At 72.1% G+C, this 16,621-nt stretch carries 18 protein-coding genes; 8 read left to right on the top strand and 10 right to left on the bottom strand.

From position 1 onward, the window contains the following. Positions 1-14: 14 nt before the first annotated feature. Entirely contained in the window at positions 15-509 is a 495-nt protein-coding gene (locus tag ABD262_RS15105) for a DUF6328 family protein (RefSeq protein WP_344137881.1), read from the top strand. A gap of 42 nt (positions 510-551) precedes the next feature. Here the strand turns inward: ABD262_RS15105 and ABD262_RS15100 are convergent, their stop codons facing one another. The 3 genes from ABD262_RS15100 to ABD262_RS15090 all read right to left on the bottom strand — a co-directional run bounded on the left by ABD262_RS15100 (position 552) and on the right by ABD262_RS15090 (position 2,963). After that, positions 552-740 (bottom strand): hypothetical protein, encoded by a 189-nt coding sequence (locus ABD262_RS15100; protein WP_344137878.1) that lies wholly within the window; start codon positions 738-740, stop codon positions 552-554. Between the two features lie 103 nt (positions 741-843). Next, complete coding sequence (locus tag ABD262_RS15095) at positions 844-1,989, bottom strand: glycosyltransferase family 4 protein (RefSeq protein ID WP_344137875.1); 1,146 nt, start codon at positions 1,987-1,989, stop codon at positions 844-846. Next, on the bottom strand, positions 1,986-2,963 hold the full coding sequence (locus ABD262_RS15090) for a lysylphosphatidylglycerol synthase transmembrane domain-containing protein (protein ID WP_344137872.1): 978 nt from the start codon (positions 2,961-2,963) through the stop codon (positions 1,986-1,988). The genes ABD262_RS15095 and ABD262_RS15090 overlap by 4 nt, the downstream gene beginning before the upstream one ends. A gap of 272 nt (positions 2,964-3,235) precedes the next feature. On the opposite strand from ABD262_RS15090, the gene ABD262_RS15085 reads away from it, so the two are divergent. Continuing rightward, on the top strand, positions 3,236-4,006 hold the full coding sequence (locus tag ABD262_RS15085) for a phosphatase PAP2 family protein (protein ID WP_344137869.1): 771 nt from the start codon (positions 3,236-3,238) through the stop codon (positions 4,004-4,006). A gap of 2 nt (positions 4,007-4,008) precedes the next feature. Continuing rightward, complete coding sequence (locus ABD262_RS15080) at positions 4,009-4,713, top strand: response regulator transcription factor (RefSeq protein WP_344137867.1); 705 nt, start codon at positions 4,009-4,011, stop codon at positions 4,711-4,713. Here the strand turns inward: ABD262_RS15080 and ABD262_RS15075 are convergent. After that, on the bottom strand, positions 4,710-6,101 hold the full coding sequence (locus ABD262_RS15075; protein ID WP_344137865.1) for a sensor histidine kinase: 1,392 nt from the start codon (positions 6,099-6,101) through the stop codon (positions 4,710-4,712). The two genes, ABD262_RS15080 and ABD262_RS15075, sit on opposite strands and share 4 nt — an antisense overlap. A 173-nt stretch (positions 6,102-6,274) precedes the next feature. Here ABD262_RS15075 and ABD262_RS15070 point away from each other — a divergent pair, with 173 nt between their 5' ends. Both ABD262_RS15070 and ABD262_RS15065 read left to right on the top strand, forming a co-directional pair. Beyond that, positions 6,275-6,934, top strand: a complete 660-nt coding sequence (locus ABD262_RS15070; RefSeq protein ID WP_344137863.1) for an SDR family NAD(P)-dependent oxidoreductase — start codon at positions 6,275-6,277, stop codon at positions 6,932-6,934. 81 nt (positions 6,935-7,015) lie between these two features. Next, positions 7,016-7,654: a hypothetical protein gene (locus tag ABD262_RS15065; RefSeq protein WP_344137859.1), complete on the top strand. Its 639-nt coding sequence runs from the start codon at positions 7,016-7,018 to the stop codon at positions 7,652-7,654. Between the two features lie 223 nt (positions 7,655-7,877). Here ABD262_RS15065 and ABD262_RS15060 read toward each other — a convergent pair whose 3' ends face one another. Beyond that, positions 7,878-9,974, bottom strand: a complete 2,097-nt coding sequence (locus tag ABD262_RS15060; protein ID WP_344137856.1) for a catalase — start codon at positions 9,972-9,974, stop codon at positions 7,878-7,880. Positions 9,975-10,174: 200 nt separating this feature from the next. Between ABD262_RS15060 and ABD262_RS15055 the strand changes: the two genes are divergently transcribed. Continuing rightward, complete coding sequence (locus tag ABD262_RS15055; protein WP_344137853.1) at positions 10,175-10,432, top strand: hypothetical protein; 258 nt, start codon at positions 10,175-10,177, stop codon at positions 10,430-10,432. Positions 10,433-10,641: 209 nt separating this feature from the next. Here the strand turns inward: ABD262_RS15055 and ABD262_RS15050 are convergent, their stop codons facing one another. Next, on the bottom strand, positions 10,642-11,103 hold the full coding sequence (locus ABD262_RS15050; protein ID WP_344137850.1) for an STAS domain-containing protein: 462 nt from the start codon (positions 11,101-11,103) through the stop codon (positions 10,642-10,644). Positions 11,104-11,265: 162 nt separating this feature from the next. Here ABD262_RS15050 and ABD262_RS15045 point away from each other — a divergent pair, with 162 nt between their 5' ends. Together ABD262_RS15045 and ABD262_RS15040 are read left to right on the top strand one after the other, a co-directional pair. Then, positions 11,266-12,006 (top strand): GAF and ANTAR domain-containing protein, encoded by a 741-nt coding sequence (locus ABD262_RS15045; RefSeq protein WP_344137847.1) that lies wholly within the window; start codon positions 11,266-11,268, stop codon positions 12,004-12,006. 49 nt (positions 12,007-12,055) lie between these two features. After that, complete coding sequence (locus ABD262_RS15040) at positions 12,056-12,787, top strand: GAF domain-containing protein (RefSeq protein WP_344137844.1); 732 nt, start codon at positions 12,056-12,058, stop codon at positions 12,785-12,787. A gap of 13 nt (positions 12,788-12,800) precedes the next feature. Here the strand turns inward: ABD262_RS15040 and ABD262_RS15035 are convergent, their stop codons facing one another. The 4 genes from ABD262_RS15035 to ABD262_RS15020 form a co-directional block, all read right to left on the bottom strand. Beyond that, positions 12,801-13,289 (bottom strand): pyridoxamine 5'-phosphate oxidase family protein, encoded by a 489-nt coding sequence (locus ABD262_RS15035; protein ID WP_344137841.1) that lies wholly within the window; start codon positions 13,287-13,289, stop codon positions 12,801-12,803. 178 nt (positions 13,290-13,467) lie between these two features. Next, the gene (locus tag ABD262_RS15030) at positions 13,468-14,184 is read right to left on the bottom strand and encodes a glycosyltransferase family 2 protein (RefSeq protein ID WP_344137838.1); all 717 of its coding nucleotides are present in this window, start codon (positions 14,182-14,184) and stop codon (positions 13,468-13,470) included. Then, entirely contained in the window at positions 14,181-15,527 is a 1,347-nt protein-coding gene (locus ABD262_RS15025; RefSeq protein WP_344137835.1) for a PIG-L family deacetylase, read from the bottom strand. Before ABD262_RS15025 ends, ABD262_RS15030 begins: the two co-directional genes overlap by 4 nt. Next, positions 15,524-16,609 (bottom strand): acyl-CoA dehydrogenase, encoded by a 1,086-nt coding sequence (locus tag ABD262_RS15020; protein WP_344137833.1) that lies wholly within the window; start codon positions 16,607-16,609, stop codon positions 15,524-15,526. The genes ABD262_RS15025 and ABD262_RS15020 overlap by 4 nt, the downstream gene beginning before the upstream one ends. Between the last annotated feature and the right edge of the window lie 12 nt (positions 16,610-16,621).

Below are 16,621 nucleotides of genomic sequence, written 5' to 3'. Positions count from 1 at the left end.
GGTAGACGTGGGCCATGGACCACGACGCCGACACGGCCAGCGCCCACGACGGCCGCGACGAGACCCCGCTCGAGCGGCTCGACCGCAACTGGGACGAGCTGCTCCAGGAGCTGCGCGTCGTGCAGACGGGTGTGCAGATCCTCGCCGGCTTCCTGCTCACCCTGCCGTTCCAGCAGCGGTTCACCCAGATCGAGGACCTCAACCGGGTGGTCTTCCTCGGCGCCTTCGCCCTCGCCGTGGTCGCGACCGCCTTCCTGGTCGCTCCCGTGAGCGCTCACCGACTGCTGTTCCGCAAGGGCGAGAAGGCAGCGCTCGTGGACCTTGCCAACCGGTGCGCCCGGGTCGGTCTGGTGGCCCTGGCGCTGGCCGTCTCGGCCGTCGCCTTCGTCATCTTCGACGTCGTGACCGACACCCCAGTGGCCCTCGCTGCCGCGGGCGCCGCCCTGGTGCTCTTCACCATCAACTGGCTGGTGCTGCCGCTGGGAATCCTGCGCCGGGACAAGGGCTGACCCGCGCGAGTGCGGTCCGCGCGGGTCAGTCCCTGTGGTCGGTCAGTCGTCCTGGTCCGCCTTCTCGGGGACCCCGCCGCTGGCGGCGTCGTCCTCCGCGCCGCCGGTGCCGGCCTCGGTGTGCGAACCGGGGCCGCCGTCCTGCTGCTCCTCGTCCTGGCCGATGGCGGGTGCTCCAGTGTCCTGCCTCGACGTGTTCGGGTCGTCGTTGGGCGTCGCGTTCTCGGTCATGGGTCTGGCTCCTCGCTCGTTGCCGGCTGTTGCCTTGGTGTCCTACCCGCCCCACCGGCCGGCAAACGGCTGCTGACGCCGGTCCAGGCTGGTGGGAGTCGCCTCAGTGGACGCTGATCGTCTCGTCCCCCGTCGCGCCGTCACTAAGCGCCGGTCGGCGGGGCGACACCCGAGCAGGCCCGCTCACGGCCTGGCCGTGGGCGAGCTCGGCGGCCAGCTCGTAGCCATACGCGTTGCGCCACAACACATCTGACCAGTCGAAGGCCGGCGGGTGCCTCGCGCTGTGCGTGCGCAGGTCAGCGAGCAGGCCAGGGTCGGTGCAGAGCCGCACGAGGGCGGATGCCAGCTCGGCGCTCGTCCCGGCGACCAGGCCGTCCTGCTCGTGGGTCACGAAGTCGCTGACCCCGGTGCCGGCGCGGGTGACGACAGCAAGACCCGCCGCCCGCGCTTCCAGGGCAGCGATCCCGAACGACTCCAAGGTGGCCGGGGCCACGAACACGTCGGCGCTGCGGTACACGTCCCTGATCGCCTCGTGGTCCATGGAGCCCGGCACGGACACCCAGCCGTCCATCCCGTGACGCGCCACGGCGTTCAGGACCGAAGGACGCTGCGGGCCGTCCCCCACCAGGACCGCCCGGATGCGCACGTCAGGGGGAAGCTGGTGTCGGAGGCGGCGAAGCGTCTCGACCAGGGCAAGGGGGCGTTTGCGCCGCACCATGCGCATGACCGAGACGATGGTGAGGACGTGAGGGCCTGCCGGCCGGGCGTCCGTCGCCCAGGCGGCGACGTCGACGGCGTTCGGGAGGATGATGACCCGGCGGCCGGGCAGTGCTCGTCGCACCGGACCGGCGGCCGCCTCGCTGACGGCTGCCCACTGGATGGGACTGCCCAACCAGCCGCGGGCCCCGGCGACCGCACGAACCAGCGGCCACCCGCTGCCCCACATCGAGTGGACCGCTGCGACCGCCGGCACGCCCGCTGCGGCCGCCGTCTCCGCGGCGCGCAGCGCCAGCGGGGAGTAGGCGGACACGTGCGCGTGCACGACGTCGCTCCTTCGCACCAGGTCAGCCAGCAGGCTGGGGTCCCGGCTCACCGTCACCGTCACGTCGGACGAGGCCGGCCCGGGGGTCCGCGTGAGGACGGTGACCTCGTGGCCCTCGGCGGCCTGCCGCGCTGCCAGGTCTCGCACCATCACCTCGATCCCCCCGAGCGTCGGGCCGAAGGTGTCGGTGGCGTGCAGGATCCTCATGCTGCCTGCCGCCCGGCTCGCGCTCGGGCGACCACCCAACCACCGAGCCACACGGCCCCGACGGGGATCTCGAGGAGGAACGTGAAGCCCCGGTAGAGCAGGATTCCCGCGGCCGCCAGGAGCGGGTCGACCCCGAACGCCACCAACACCCCGGCCGTCCCTGTCTCCACCAGGCCCGCGCCGCCGGGCGTGATCACCGCCAGCGTGAGGAGCCGCTCGACGGCGAACCCGGCGACCACGACGCTCAGCGGGGGCGTCGCGCCGACGGCACGCAGGCAGGCCCACAGGAGGGCGCCCTGGAGCGTCAGGTAGGCCAAGGTCCCGAGGGTCAGCTGGGGCCAGGTCCGCGCCATCACCCCAGCCACTCGGGCCCGGGTGTCCAGCAACGCCGCCTCGAAGCCCTCCGCCCGAGCGGCGAGCCCGCGGGGGCCGACCCGTCCGAGGAGTGCGGCACCGCCCCGGCCGACGCCTCGGGCGACGCGGTCGCTGCGAAGCACGAGCACGACCGTCGACAGCAGCGCCCCCAGCACCACACCCGTCGTGAGCGCCGCTGCCTCGAGGGTGCCGGTGGGCAGGTCGCGGCCGCCGAGGACGGCGACGAGGGCCACCAGGGGCAGGACCAGCTTGCCCATGACGTCCCAGATGTTCGTCACGACCGTGAATGCCGCGAAGGCGGCGGGGCGGAACTGCCACGCTCGCACCATCATCAGGTTGGTGCCCACCCCCAGCGCCCCGCCCATCGGGGTCACGTTGGAGACGGCGCTCCCGGTGAGGTTGAGGGTGAGCGCCCGGCGACGACTCAGCCCCGGCAGGGCGCCGGTCAGGACGTACGAGTAGGCCAGGAGCCCCGCCGCCCAGACCACCGTGAGCAGGACCAGCTCGAGAGGTCGGACGCCCGCCAGGACTGGCGCGATACCCGACCACGAGGCGCCGGTGGCCCGGGGCAGGACCCACCCGAGCACGGCGACCGCCACGACGGCGGCGCCTGCCGCCCGGAGATGCGCCCACCCCCGCGCGCGGGGTGCTGGCGCCTCCGGCCACGGCTCAGCGGTCGGTGCATGGACTGGCAAGGGCATGACCTGCTCCTGGTGGGCGGTGCCCTCGTGGGCTGGCCCCACCATCGCGTCCGGCGCCTGAACCGTTCCTGAGTGCGCGCGCAGGAACCAGTGGCGACCCGACCCGCGTCTCAGGAAGCCTTCAGCGAGGAGCACGCACAGTGGGCGGACCACACTGCAGGAGGACCCACGTGTCTCACCCGACGGCGCAGCCCGCGCCGCCCCGACCGCACGCGAGCCGGCTCGACCGGCTGCGCGGCCTACCCGGCGTCGCCCTGGTCTTGGTCGTCGCCCTCAGCATCACGATCACCGTCCTGCTCGCCGACGGAGCGGCCGAACGCGGCGACCTCGCTGCCGACGACCCCGCCGTCACCACGTGGCTGGTGCACTCCCGGACTCCGCTGCTGAGCGGGGCGGCCCAGCTCGTCACGACGATCGGCAGCGAGCCCGCCATGGCCATCCTGACCGTGCTGGTCCTGGCCTGGCTGGTGATCGCCAAGCGGGCCCGGGCGAGTGCCGTGCTCTTCGCCGCCAGCATGGGCACCGCCGGCGCCCTGAGCATCGGCCTCAAGCACCTGATGGCGAGGCAGCGGCCGCCCGCCGCCGACGTCCTCGGCCCGCTCGACAGCAGCTTCTCCTTCCCGTCCGGGCACACGCTCTTCTCCACGGTGTTCTTCGGACTCGTCGCGGGACTCCTCCTCACCCGGACCACGGGCCGCACGAGTCGGGTCCTCGTGGTGTCGGGGTGGGTGGTCGCGAGCGCGCTCGTCGGCGTCACCCGCCTCTACCTGGGCTACCACTGGCTCACCGACGTGGTGGCGTCGTGGGCCCTCGCGGTCGCCGTGCTCGCCTGCGCCGCGGCCGCGTGGGCGGTGTTCCGCCAGCACCCGGTGCAGGTGGCGACAGCGCCTCGGCACAGGGGAGGACTGGACGACCGGCCGGTCGCGCGGGCAGGGTCCTGACCATGCGGGTGCTGCTGGTGGAGGACGAGAAGGCGTTGGCGGAGACGATCCGTCGCGGGCTCGTCAACGAGGGCTTCGTGGTGGACGTCGCCCACGACGGCGTCACGGGGCAGTGGCTCGCGACCGAGAGCCCCTACGACGTGATCGTCCTCGACATCATGCTCCCGGGCCGCAACGGCTACGACGTGCTGCGCAACATCAGGGGCCTGGAGATCTGGGCACCCACCCTGATGCTCACGGCCAAGGACGGCGAGTACGACCAGACCGACGCCTTCGAGCTCGGCGCGGACGACTACCTCACCAAGCCGTTCAGCTTCATCGTGCTGGTCGCCCGCCTCCGGGCACTGGTGCGTCGCGGCGCCCCCGCACGGCCCGTCAGCCTGACCGTCGGCAGCCTCCACCTCGACCCGAACAAGCGCGTCGTCACCCGCCAGGGTCACCGGATCTCCTTGACTGCCAAGGAGTTCGCCGTCCTCCAGTTCATGATGCGACACCCCGAGGTGGTCCTGTCCAAGGCCGAGATCCTGGACAACGTCTGGGACCCGAACTTCGACGGGAGCGACAACATCGTCGAGGTCTACATCGGGTACCTGCGGCGCAAGATCGACGCAGCGTTCGGCGTCACCTCCCTCGAGACGGTCCGCGGCATGGGCTACCGGCTCATGCCCGTGTCCGGTGGCACACCGCAGGGTGACGTCGCGGGCTAGCCAGCCGCACTACCTCGGCCAGCCGGGAGCCTGACCTCGAAACGGCAGCTGCCCCCCGGCGTCTGCGTCGCGACCGCGGTGCCACCGTGCGCGACGGCCACGGTCCGCACGATGGCCAGGCCCAGCCCGCTTCTCCCGGTGTCACGCTGCCGCGACTCCTGGAGCCGGGCAAAGCGTTCGAAGACGGAGTCCCGGTCGGCCACCGGGATCGGTGGTCCGTCGTTGTCGACCCGCACCACCACCTCGGCGCCCTCGGTGCCCACCGACAGGGCCACCGCCCCGGAGGTGTGGCGGACCGCGTTGTCCACCAGGTTGCGCACCATCTGCTCGAGCCGGACCGGGTCACCGAGCACCCGGGCCGCCGCGATGTGCGCCTCCACGTCCACCCCCGTGGCGCGCACGCGACGCGCTTCACCGTCCACGATGTCGTCGAGGTCGACGTCCTCCTTCAGCATGGGCGCGCCGTCGTCGGCCTTGGCCAGCGTCAACAGGTCGTCCACGAGCCCCTGCATGCGCAGCGCCTCCGCGTGGATGACGGCGTCCCGCTCGTCGGGGGCCGCGCCGGCCGCCCCCGAGACCTCGACCGCGGCCCGGATGGTCGCGAGCGGGCTCCGCAGCTCGTGCGACGCGTCCGAGACGAACCGCCGGGTCGAGGCGTCGGCCCGTTCCAGCCGGGTCAGCATGTCGTTCATGGTCTCGGCCAGCCGGGCGATCTCGTCACCCGTCGGCGGCACGTCGATGGTGCCCCGCCCGCGCACCTGGCTGATCTGTGACACCTGGCTGCGAATGCGCTCCACCGGGGCCAGCGCCTGCTGCAGCACCCGTCGGATGAGGAAGAGCAGCAGGACCAGCAGGGTCGCGGCTCCCACCGCGAGCAGGAGGGTGGCCGTCTGCACGGTGTCGGTCTCGATGTTCAGGGGTGACCCCACCACGACGATGTATGCCGTGCCGCTGGGGTCGGCGACGCCCTGCGCCACGATCGCGTAGGGCTCACCGAGCTCACCCGGGATCGAGGTGACCTGGGCGACGTCCACCTGGTCCACCACCGGCCGCAGGCTGCTGATCGACCTTGCCTCCAGCCTGCGCTCGGACGCCGCCACGACCCGCCCGTCACGGTCGAGCACCTGGAGCAGCGCACCCCGGACCCGCACCTGGGTCAGCGCCTCTTCGGCCGGGGCCCGGCCGCTGCTCACGAGCTGTGCCACCTGGGTGGCCTGCGTCCGCGCCGAGTCGAGCGAGGCGCTGTAGAGGATCCGGTCGAGGGTGACCGCGAAGGCAGCCACGCCGATGACGATCATCACCGTCACCACGACACCGGACGTCACGAGCACGCGTCGCTGAAGGGACCACGAGTACCAGCGCTGCATCGACCTCGTCCGCTCCCTCATCGGTGACGTCGAGCAGGCTAGCAACGCCGTCCCTGAAGCCTCCCTGAGCGCCCGGGCACGTCCGGCGTCCCTACTCAGGAGAGGCTCAGCGCCGGCTGCGTAGGTTTCCGGCCATGGACGGAACTGCGTCTCCGGCCACTGCCACAGGTCAGGCGGCAGTATCGCCGGGGAGGATGGCGCACGCGCACCGCGTGCTGCTCGTCGGCGGGCCGTCGGAGATCGGCCTGGTGGTCGTCGGTCGGCTGGCGGGCGCCGACGACACGGTGATCACCCTGGCCGCCCGCACCAGTGCGGAGCTGCGCGCCGCGGAGGCGGCGCTCTGCGAGGACGGCTTCGGAACACACGTGCTGGCCTACGAGGCCGCCTGGGGCACCGCTGCGATCAGCATGCTCCTGGCCGAGGCGCGGCGGCGCATGGGCGGCCTCGACCTCGTGGTCGTGGGTGTCAGCTCACCGGCAGAGTCGTCGCAGGCTCCTGACGCCGGCGCTGACCACCCGGGTGAGCCGGGCCTCCAGGCGGTGTTGCTGACCAACCTCACGGGGCCGGCCCTGGTGGCCAACGTCGCGGTCGATGTCCTTGCGGCGCAAGGCCACGGCACGGTCGTGGTCGCCTTGCCCGGGGCGTCGGCGCCCGGCGGGTCGCCCACCCTCGGTCGTCGCGTCGCCGAGAGCGGGCTCGACGAGCTGGTCCGCGGTCTGGCAGTGCGGGCCCGCCACTTCGGGGTGGAGTGCCTCGTGGTCCGTCCGGGGCAGGCTGTCGCCCGCGCGTCCGCGTCCGGGAACGCCGCCCGCCTCCCGGAAGGAACTGCCAGCCCGAGCCCAGCGCATCGATAGGTTGCTGACAGCCGCGCTCCCCAGAGTCGGGACATCGCCTGGCCTCCGTCCGGCGTCCTGGGAGCAAAGGACCTACTCGTCATGATCAACACCCGCATCGTCACCGCCGCGTCCGGCCTGGTGGCCGCCACGGGCATCGTCATCGGTGCCGCGGCATTCTCCGGTGCCGCCAGCCCGGCAGCCAGCACCACCGCCTACTCGACCCCCGGAGGTGAGTCCCCCGCCGGCCAGCGGGGTTCGAACGACACCCCGGTCACGGGCACGGCCCTCGCCACGGTGACCGCCGCGGTCAAGGCCAAGGACTCCGCCGTGACCGTCAGCTCCGTCCGCATGGACCCCGACGGCTCCTACGACGTCTTCGGCACCAAGGCCGGCGCCAACGTCATGCTCGAGGTCAGCAAGGACCTCAAGACCATCACCACCCACACCGGTGGCGGCCCGGGCGGTCCTGGGGGTCACGGGGGTGCCGGCGGTGGCAGCAACGACACCCCCGTCACGGGCGCCGCCCTCGCCACGGTGACCGCCGCCGTCAAGGCCAAGGACTCCGCCGTGACCGTCGGCTCCGTCCGCATGGACCCCGACGGCTCCTACGACGTCTTCGGCACCAAGGCCGGCGCCAACGTCATGCTCGAGGTCAGCAAGGATCTCAAGACCATCACCACCCACACCGGTGGCGGCCCCGGCCCCGGCAGCGCCGGCGGCCCGGGCCGACCTGCCTGACCCGACCCGAGCCCCCGGCACGGAGCACGACAACGGCTGTCTCAGGATCCACTCAGGAAGGGCCGGAGACACTGGCACCCGGCGCGCCCGCGGCCGGCCGGTCCTTCCCCTGGCGACCGGGGCCCGGCCCGCCCGTCCAGCCCGGTCGCCCTGCCCCCTCACGGCGATCGGGCTGGATCCCCGTTGCGCCCCTGGGGACGACAAACGGGGGTCAGCCGACGGCTCAGGGCTGAACGTCGCGGTCCCAGTGGCGCAGCGACGAGCACCGCCGGACGAACTTGGCCGCCCCCGACCTGGTCAGCTTGAGGCAGCCGTCGTCGAGGAGGGCGGCGACCCCCGCCGCCTCGAGCAGCGGGGTCGAGGCGACGTTGTAGCCGATGAACTTGTGGTGGGCGAAGGCATCGGAGACGAAGTCCTTCGCCGTGCTGCGGGCTGCCAGCGCGCCCACCGCCTTGGCCCCCGGAAGGAGGACCACTGCGTCGTAGAGCACCGACGGTCCGCCGTCGACCATCTGGTCGGCCGCGAGCACCGAGCCGTCACTCAGGGTGACCCCGCCGACGACCGGTGCGATGGTCTCGAGCACCGCACCCACGTCGGCGACCGCGGTCCGGAGGGCCGCCAGCACCGCGGCGTCCGTGCCGTCGGTGACCAGCACCCCGAGCTTGCGGCCGGCGAAGCTGGCCGGTCCGTTCTTCAGGATGCTCAGGGCATCCGAGGGCGGCAGGTCGGTGCGCGGTTCCACCGCCGGTGTCGCCGCCTCGGGCAGCGACATGCCGAGCCCCTCGGCGACAGCGGTCGCGAGGTCGGCGTGCACGTTGCGCAGGTGCGCGAGCATCCGCGTGCGCACCTCCGGGGTCTCGCACTTGCTCAGCTCGAAGGTGTAGGCCTTCACGATGTGGTCCTGCTCGACCGGGGTCTGGCTGATGAAGAACTGGCGGGCCTGGCTGTAGTGGTCGGCGAACGTCTCCGACCGCACTCGCGCCTTCGCGCCCTCCAACGGCGCGGCATACGAGGCGAACCCGCCGTCCACGTCAGCGCGCGGGCCGCGGTCGGCACCCTGGAAACCGTTGGGCTCGTAGTTGACCGGGCCCGTCGGCACCGCCGTCTGCATGTGGCCGTCACGCTGGAAGTGGGCCACCGGGCAGCGGGGAGCGTTGACCGGCAGCTGGGTGAAGTTGGTGCTGCCGAGCCGAGACAGCTGGGTGTCGAGGTAGGAGAAGTTCCGTCCCTGGAGCAGCGGGTCCTCGGAGAAGTCGATGCCCGGCGGCACGTTCATGGTGCCGAACGCGACCTGCTCGGTCTCGGCGAAGTCGTTGTCCACGACCCGGTCGAGGGTGAGGCGGCCGACGACCTGAAGCGGCACCAGCTCCTCGGGGATGAGCTTGGTGGCGTCGAGCACGTCGAAGTCGAACGCGTCGGCGAACTCGTCGTCGAACACCTGCACCGCGAGGTCCCACTGCGGGAGGTCGCCGGTGGTGATCGCGTCCCAGAGGTCGCGACGGTGGAAGTCGGGGTCGGCGCCGTTGATCTTGACGGCCTCGTTCCACAGCACCGACTGCAGGCCCTGCAACGGCCGCCAGTGGAACTTCACGAACCGTGCCTCACCGGCCTCGTTGACGAATCGGAAGGTGTGGACCCCGAAGCCCTCCATGAACCGGAACGACCGGGGGATCGCCCGGTCTGACATCTGCCACAGCGTCATGTGGATCGCCTCGGGGGTGAAGGAGACGAAGTCCCAGAAGCTGTCGTGGGCCGACTGCGCCTGGGGGAACGCGCGGTCGGGCGACTCCTTGACGGCATGCACGAGGTCGGGGAACTTGATGGCGTCCTGGATGAAGAACACCGGGATGTTGTTGCCCACGATGTCCCAGTTGCCCTCGGTCGTGTAGAGCTTCACCGCGAAGCCACGCACGTCGCGCGCGAGGTCGAACGATCCCTTGGCACCCGCGACGGTGGAGAAGCGCACGAAGGCCTCGGTCCTGGTCCCCGGCTTCGCGAAGATCGCGGCCCGGGTGATGGCGGACAGGTCGGCGGTCGTCTCGAAGGTGCCATGCGCGCCGTAGCCGCGGGCATGGACCACGCGCTCCGGGATCCGCTCGTGGTCGAAGTGGAAGATCTTCTCGCGCATGGCGAAGTCCTCCAGCAGGGTCGGGCCGCGCTGCCCGGCCCGAAGGCTGTTCTGGTCGTCCGACAGCGGCGCTCCCATCGCCGTGGTCAGGACGGCGCCGCCCGCGACGCCCTGGTGCACCTCGCCGCCCGCGCCGACCACGTCCACGGCAGGCTTCGACGAACGCTTGCTGTTGCTGGCCTTCTTCGGCATGACACCCTCTCGTCAGCGGGACCCACGATCTCGGGTATGCCGTGCCCAGCCCGGCGTGCTTCAAACCCACCCGAGCGGCCCGCGAGCCGAGCGAAGGCCACCACCAGGGTGGTTCGGGTGTCCGGCAGGCGGTTTGGCCCAGCGGCGAACGGGTAGACCGTGCGCATACTGGACGCACGCATCGTCCTGGAGGAGGTCGCATGTCGAACCACGAGTGCCCACGCTGCGGGTCCCCGAAGGCCACGAGCATCATGCTGCCGCCGGCCAGGGGCTCCCAGGACGCGCGCCCCCACCCGGCGTTCCGGTGCATGGCCTGCGACACGCAGTGGTCCGACGAGGAGGAGTGGGCGCGCATCCACGCCGACCAGGGGGCCGCTCAGGGCGCCGACCAGGGCGCCGACCAGGGCGCCGACCAGGGTGCCGGACCGGCTGCGGGACGAGTCCCGGAGACCGACTGACCGCGCACCTTCCACTCCGGCAGATCGGGGCGTAGGGTGGTCTTGCTGCCCCAGACCTCGGTCGCAACCCGGTGAACCGTCTGGGGTTTTGCGTACCCCCAGATCTCAGGTTCTGCGTCCGTGGGCAGGTCATGCGCGCCCCTCCCTTCCAGTCCCCCCAGGTCGAGGGGCGCGCTCCTTGCCCGACGTGCCTGCCTGGCGCCGGCGGACTAGTCGTGACGGGCCAGCGTCTCCTCCGGGTCGAGGAGGTCGAAGACGCGACTGACCACGCCGTGGCCGCCCACGAGCACCATCGTGCTGCTGCACGGGTTGCTGTTGGCCTCGAGCACCGCGTCCACCGACCACGAGTCGCAGAACTCGAGCCCCGAGACGTCGACGGCCACCACACCCCGGTTCATCGCCAGCGCACTGGCCAACCCGCGGACCAGGACGTCGCGGGTGCTGAGGTCGGCCTCCCCGGCCAGCGCCAGGACCCAGAGTGCGCCTTGGTCGTCATGGGTCACGATCAGGGAGTCGGACGGCTCGGGTGCCGCGAACAACGCGGCGCGAGCAGCTCGGGCTCCCGACGCGGCGCGGGGCCGCGACCTCCGCTCGTCCGCTGCGCCGGTCGCGGGGACCGGCGGCGGGACCAGGTGCAGAGCCGGCCTGTCGTCGGAAGTCTGTGTCTTCATGGTGGGCTCCGCCGATAGCAGTCTCGCCACCGGGGTCCGGGGTAGCCTCGGCCAACACGCTACGCCTGGGCGCGCCCGGGCGAAACCACCAGCGCGGGGTCTAGTCTGGTTTCGTGGCACACCTGAGGCGGTCGCCCGCCGGCGAACGTCCGGCTCGCTGAGATGCCGCCGGAGACCGACGCACGGGTAGCACGCGCGAACCAGCTGATCGACGACGAGCCGACAGCAGCGCACCCCCGCGGCCCGTTCGGCCGCATGGAGCAGCTCTGCTCGGCCCTGTCGCGCCACCTCCCGGCCCGAGGAGTGGGCGTCAGCGTGCTGACCGAGGACACCTACAGTGGCGGCACCGTCGCGGCCTCCGACGCCGTGAGCCGGCGGCTCGACGAGCTGCAGTTCACGCTGGGCGAGGGTCCGTGCATCGACGCCTACGCGACCCGTCGCCCCGTCTTCGAGCCGGACCTGTTCGGTCACGGCAGCAGCCGCTGGCCGGGGTATGCCGCGGCGGCGCAGGACGAGGGGGTCCGTGCAGTCTTCGCCTTCCCCCTGACGATCGGCACGGCGCGGGCCGGCGCCCTGGATGTCTACCGCACCCAGCCCGGCCCGCTCACCAAGGGCGCGGTGTCCCAGGCCATGACGTTCGCAGAGATCGCCATGGGGTTGCTGCTCGACACCCAGGCCGAGAGCACGACGGGCTCCGAGAGGAGTGCCGACCTCGACGACGCGCTCGCCTACCGGCTGGAGGTCTACCAGGCCCAGGGCATGGTCATGGTCGACCTGGGGGTGAGCCTCGACGAGGCGATGGTCCGGCTGCGAGCGCACGCCTACGCGAACGACCGCAGTCTCGCCGATGTGGCTCGGGACGTCGTGCAAGGTAGCCTGAGGATGAGCCAGGACAATCCGTGAACCTGTTTGAACGGACCGGCCTTGTCCGGGCGGGAAGGGCTGGAGAGGCATGATCTCCACTGAACGGCTGGCCGAGATCTTCGTCGACGCCGCTGACACCCTCGTCGACGACTTCGACGTCATCGAGTTCCTCGAGACGCTCACCAACAACACCGCGAAGGTCAGCAGCGCCAACTCGGCCGGGCTGCTCCTCACCAACCCCCAGGGCCAGCTCCAGTACGTGGCCTCGTCGTCCGAGTCGATCAAGCTCCTGGAGCTCTTCCAGCTGCAGTACCGCGAGGGCCCGTGCCTCGACTGCTTCCACAGTGGCGAGGCCGTCGTCAACGCCGACCTCGGCGATGCAGAAGACCGCTGGCCCAACTTCGCTCCCCGAGCCGTTGCAGCGGGCTTCCGGTCGGTGCACGCCTTCCCCCTGCGCCACCAGCGCAAGGTGATCGGTGCGATGAACCTCTTCAGCACCGACACCGGCGGCCTCGAGGCGCAGGACGCCCGGGTCGTGCAGTCGCTGGCCGACATCGCGACGATCGCGCTGCTGCAGGAACGCACCATCCGCAGCGGCGAGATCCTCGCCGAACAGCTACAGAAAGCGCTGAACAGCCGGATCATGATCGAGCAGGCCAAGGGCGCCCTCGCCCGGATCCACGGCGTCGACGTGAACCTCGCGTTCGAGCTGATGCGTCGCTATGCCCGCACCAACCACCTGCGGCTGGTCGAGGTCGCCCAAGGCGTGCTCGACGACCCGGACAAGCACCCCGAGCTCACCAGGCCGTCGAAGGGCTAGCCGGCTCGACGGGTCACGCGTGCTGACCCGACAGGTCGACCTCCTCGTTGTCACCGTCGTACCGCTGACCGGTGACCTTGGCCTTCACGAGGTTCATCACCTGGATGACCTTGCTACCCGGGCCGTCCCAGTACTCGGCACTCTTCCCGTCGACCTCGATGAGGACGTTGTTGGGGTTGTCGGGGCCACCCTCGAGCCACGCGTCGGTGAAGGTGTCCCAGTACTTCTCGAGCTCGGCCGGGTCGGACACGACGCGGGCGGTGCCGCTGAGCGACACCCAGCTGCCCGAACCGGAGAAGGCGACGTTCACCTGGGGGTTCGCCTCGAGGTTCGACACCTTCTGCGACGCTCGCTCGGCGATGAAGCGGACGGTGCCGTCGAACTCGGTGTCCTGGGTGGCCATCGGGTGGCTCATCAGGCGGCCGTCCGGAGCGACGGTGGTCAGCATGGCGATCCTGATGTCACTGATGAGCTCGGCGACCTTGGCCTGGGCATCGGACACGAGATGTCTCCTTCGTCGTGGGTTGACTGCTCCTGGTGCTTCTCCCGAGCCTCTACCCACTCCCGCCCGGTTCACTCGGCCCCCTGACGCCGACTGTCATCGGGTGGGTGCCATCAGGTGGGTGCCATCAGGTGGGTGCCATCAGGTGGGCGGAAGCGGATGGGGCAGGCGGAGGTCGTCAGGTGGCTCGGGCCAGGTCCACGGCCAAGGCGGTCAGGTAGTCCGCGAAGCCACCGCGCACTCGGCTCGACCGGCGCGCCGACGTCCGCACGGGGTCGTCACCGGTCGACACCACCGCGAGGCCGGCCGCGCGAATCCGCTGCACGAGGTCGACGTCCTCACCGCAGGCGAGCGGAGCGAAGCCTCCGACGTGCTCGTAGGCCGCCAGGCTGAAGCCGAGGTTGGCGCCGTAGACGTGAGGATGGCCCTCGGCGTGCGAGTGCCGGGCGAGCCAGCCGAGGTGGAGCAGGCGCTCGGCCGGTCCGAGCTCGGGGTGCACGGCACCGACCCGGCACACCGCGCCCTGCTCGGCAGCCAGCACCTGACCGACCAGCCACTCGGCCGGCACCACGCTGTCGGCGTCGGTGCACGCCACCCACGTGCGTCCCCGGTCGAGGTCGGGCTCGAGGTCACGGGCCCTGGCCACCCCGGCAGCGCGGGCGCCACCGGCGGAGAGCTCGGTGACGTGCACGGCGTCCACACCCGGCGCCCGACGCACGACGGCGGCGGTGCCGTCGACGCACCCGTCGAGGACGACCGTGACCCGCACCGCGAGGGTCGGCCGCTCGGCCAGGAGCAGCGCCCTGGAGGTCGCCAGCGCGTCGAGACAGCGACCGATGAGCCGCTCCTCGTTGCGCGCGGGCACGACCACGTGGACCGTGGCGAGCGCGCTCACTGGAGCGGGTCCGGCCACTGGTCGGGTGACGCGTGGATGACGATCTCGACGTCGCGGTCACGGTAGGTCGCAGACCGCGCAGGGACTCCCGAAGCCTCCACGGCCCGCTCGAAGGCTCGGTGGACGTCTGCTCCGTCGAGCGGCCATCCCCGCACGGGATGCCGCCAGTGGCACAGGACCAGCACGCCACCGGCGGCGAGCGAGCCGGCTACCTGACGCACCAGTCCGTCGAGTGCGGCCGGGCTCAGGAAGTAGCCGACCTCGGACAGCACCACGAGGTCGAACGACCCCTCGGGCCACTCGTGGGGCGCGGTCATGAGCCGCAGGTCGGCCCGACCGCGGAGGCGGTCGCGCGCGAGGTCGAGCGCCGTCGGCGAGCTGTCCGTGGCGACGACGGCGGCAGCCCGGTCCAGGAGCGACTCGGTGAGCACGCCTGTCGAGCAGCCCACCTCGAGCGCCCGGTCGAAGCGGGGCCGCGGGAGGGTCGCGAGGAGCAGCGATCGCTTGCGCTGCTCGTACCACCTCGACTCGGCGCCCCAGGGGTCCTCGTCGCCGGCGTGGAGCCGGTCGAGGCGGTCGTCCGGCACTGCCTCGGGAGACGTGAGGACGAACAGCTCCTCGTCACCGGCGAAGTGCTCGAGCAGGCTCGCCGAGAGCAGCACCTCGTCACCCGGCTGGTCCGAGAGCGCGCGAACTTGACTGCGGTGACTGGCAATTGCCGCCTGTTTCGCTGCGCGGGCTTGCTGAGTCAAGGGGAACCGCACCATCGACCCCAGCGGGAGATCGGCTCGCTCCCCCGCGTGCCAGAGCCAGATCGGGTACTCGGCCAGCGTGGCACCCGTGCGGTGGGCCGCGGCCGCCGCGCACCGGCCCATCGCCTCGTGGTCCGGGTGGCCGTCCGCCCGGTATGGCGCGACGACCAGGCAGCCTCGACCGTCACCCACCAGGTCGACGATGGCTGCGATGACGTCGTCCACGTGGTCGCCGACCCGCCCGTCGGGCAGCGCCAACGACGTCACCGTCGACTCGTCGAGGCCGAGCGCCTCCGCGGCCCGGGCCAGCTCCCCACGCCGGATTCGCGCCAGGGCCTCGGGGCTGTGGGTGGGCGAGGCCGGGTGCGACGCCTCCCCGTCGGTGGCGACGAGCAGCGCGGTCGGCAGTCGATCGGCTCGCGCCGCGGCGACGAGTCCTCCGGCGCCCAGGCTCTCGTCGTCAGGATGAGCAGCCACCACCACGAGCCGGTGCAGGCCGGAGAGGTCCAGTCGCGGCAGGTTGGCGGCACCGACCAGGTCGACCCACTCCTCGCGACGGGATCCGCGGTCGTCGTGGGCGAAGATCCTCACCAGGGTGATCCCGGCCCCGCGGCCAGGAGCTGTCGTCCGAGGCTCGCCACGTCCCGCTCGGCGTGGTGCTGCCGCACGTAGAGCCGCAGGTCGCTGACCCGCTGCACGTGCTCGGGATCGGTCGCCAGCGGCCCGGGGCCCATGGCGTGGTCGGCGACGGTGAGCACCTTCTCGACCGACTCGGCCACCACGCTGCGGGTGCGTGCCGCCACCAGCCCGGGTGGCTCCTGGGTCGCCGCATCCGCTGCGTCGTCCGCGTCCCTGGCGGCGACCGCGAGCGCTTCGCGGGCCACCGACACGGCGAGGTCAAGCTGTCCGATGTGCAGCTGCGCGACCTGGTCGGCGGGACGTAGCTCCACGTGCTGTCCGACCCGCCTGGCCAGCGCCACCGCCGCGCCGAACCACACAGCCGCGACGCCGACCCCGCCCCACGCGAAACCGGGCCGCTCGAGGTACCACCCCGCGGCCCCGACCGCTCGCGCGGGGACCCGCGCCACGTCCATACCGCAGCTGGTGACCTCGGGCAGGCCGTGACTGACCCATTCCCCCTCCGGCGCCACCGGCTGCACCCCGCTCTGGCGCAGGTCGAGGGCGAAGAGGCCGCGCGTGGTGTCGTCGACCCAGGCCGTGACCAGCGCGTGGCTCACGCGGTCGGCCAGCGAGCACCAGGGCTTGTGCCCGTCGATGACCCACCGCGAGCCCATCTGCGCGGCGGTCAGGCGCACGCCCGGGCCCTCGGCGGCATACACGCCCCACGTCGCCGCGCGCGGGAAGGCGGCGTCACCCAGGCCGGCCTCGTCGAGGATGGCCAACGCGTCGAGGTGCGGCTCCATGACCCGCGCGACCGTCAGGTCGACGGAGCCGAGGGTGGCCAGCACCGACCAGAGGTCAGCCGTCCGACCCCCACCGGGCCGGGGGAGCTTCGGACCCCAGGCCGCGGCGAGCCGCAAGGCCTCCCCCACGGTGTCGGGCGACGAGGCTGCCCGGCCGGCCTCGTAGCCCGTGCAGGCGATGGTCCTGGCCACCTCCGGGTCGACGTTCCGGTCGACCAGCACGAGTGGCCCCTTGGCTGGTTGGCTCACGGTCGACCCCCT

It is taken from the genome of Pedococcus bigeumensis, assembly GCF_039531795.1.
GTDB classification, from domain to species: Bacteria; Actinomycetota; Actinomycetes; order Actinomycetales; family Dermatophilaceae; genus Pedococcus; species Pedococcus bigeumensis.
This window is presented reverse-complemented; position numbering and strand designations above follow the sequence as displayed.

Bases quoted from the DNA above. Each gene is read 5' to 3' on its own strand.
- ABD262_RS15105 (WP_344137881.1), top strand. From the start codon at position 15: ATGGACCACGACGCCGACACGGCCAGCGCCCACGACGGCCGCGACGAG.
- ABD262_RS15100 (WP_344137878.1), bottom strand. From the start codon at position 740: ATGACCGAGAACGCGACGCCCAACGACGACCCGAACACGTCGAGGCAG.
- ABD262_RS15095 (WP_344137875.1), bottom strand. From the start codon at position 1,989: ATGAGGATCCTGCACGCCACCGACACCTTCGGCCCGACGCTCGGGGGG.
- ABD262_RS15080 (WP_344137867.1), top strand. From the start codon at position 4,009: ATGCGGGTGCTGCTGGTGGAGGACGAGAAGGCGTTGGCGGAGACGATC.
- ABD262_RS15075 (WP_344137865.1), bottom strand. From the start codon at position 6,101: ATGAGGGAGCGGACGAGGTCGATGCAGCGCTGGTACTCGTGGTCCCTT.
- ABD262_RS15070 (WP_344137863.1), top strand. From the start codon at position 6,275: ATGGCGCACGCGCACCGCGTGCTGCTCGTCGGCGGGCCGTCGGAGATC.
- ABD262_RS15065 (WP_344137859.1), top strand. From the start codon at position 7,016: ATGATCAACACCCGCATCGTCACCGCCGCGTCCGGCCTGGTGGCCGCC.
- ABD262_RS15060 (WP_344137856.1), bottom strand. From the start codon at position 9,974: ATGCCGAAGAAGGCCAGCAACAGCAAGCGTTCGTCGAAGCCTGCCGTG.
- ABD262_RS15055 (WP_344137853.1), top strand. From the start codon at position 10,175: ATGTCGAACCACGAGTGCCCACGCTGCGGGTCCCCGAAGGCCACGAGC.
- ABD262_RS15050 (WP_344137850.1), bottom strand. From the start codon at position 11,103: ATGAAGACACAGACTTCCGACGACAGGCCGGCTCTGCACCTGGTCCCG.
- ABD262_RS15045 (WP_344137847.1), top strand. From the start codon at position 11,266: ATGCCGCCGGAGACCGACGCACGGGTAGCACGCGCGAACCAGCTGATC.
- ABD262_RS15040 (WP_344137844.1), top strand. From the start codon at position 12,056: ATGATCTCCACTGAACGGCTGGCCGAGATCTTCGTCGACGCCGCTGAC.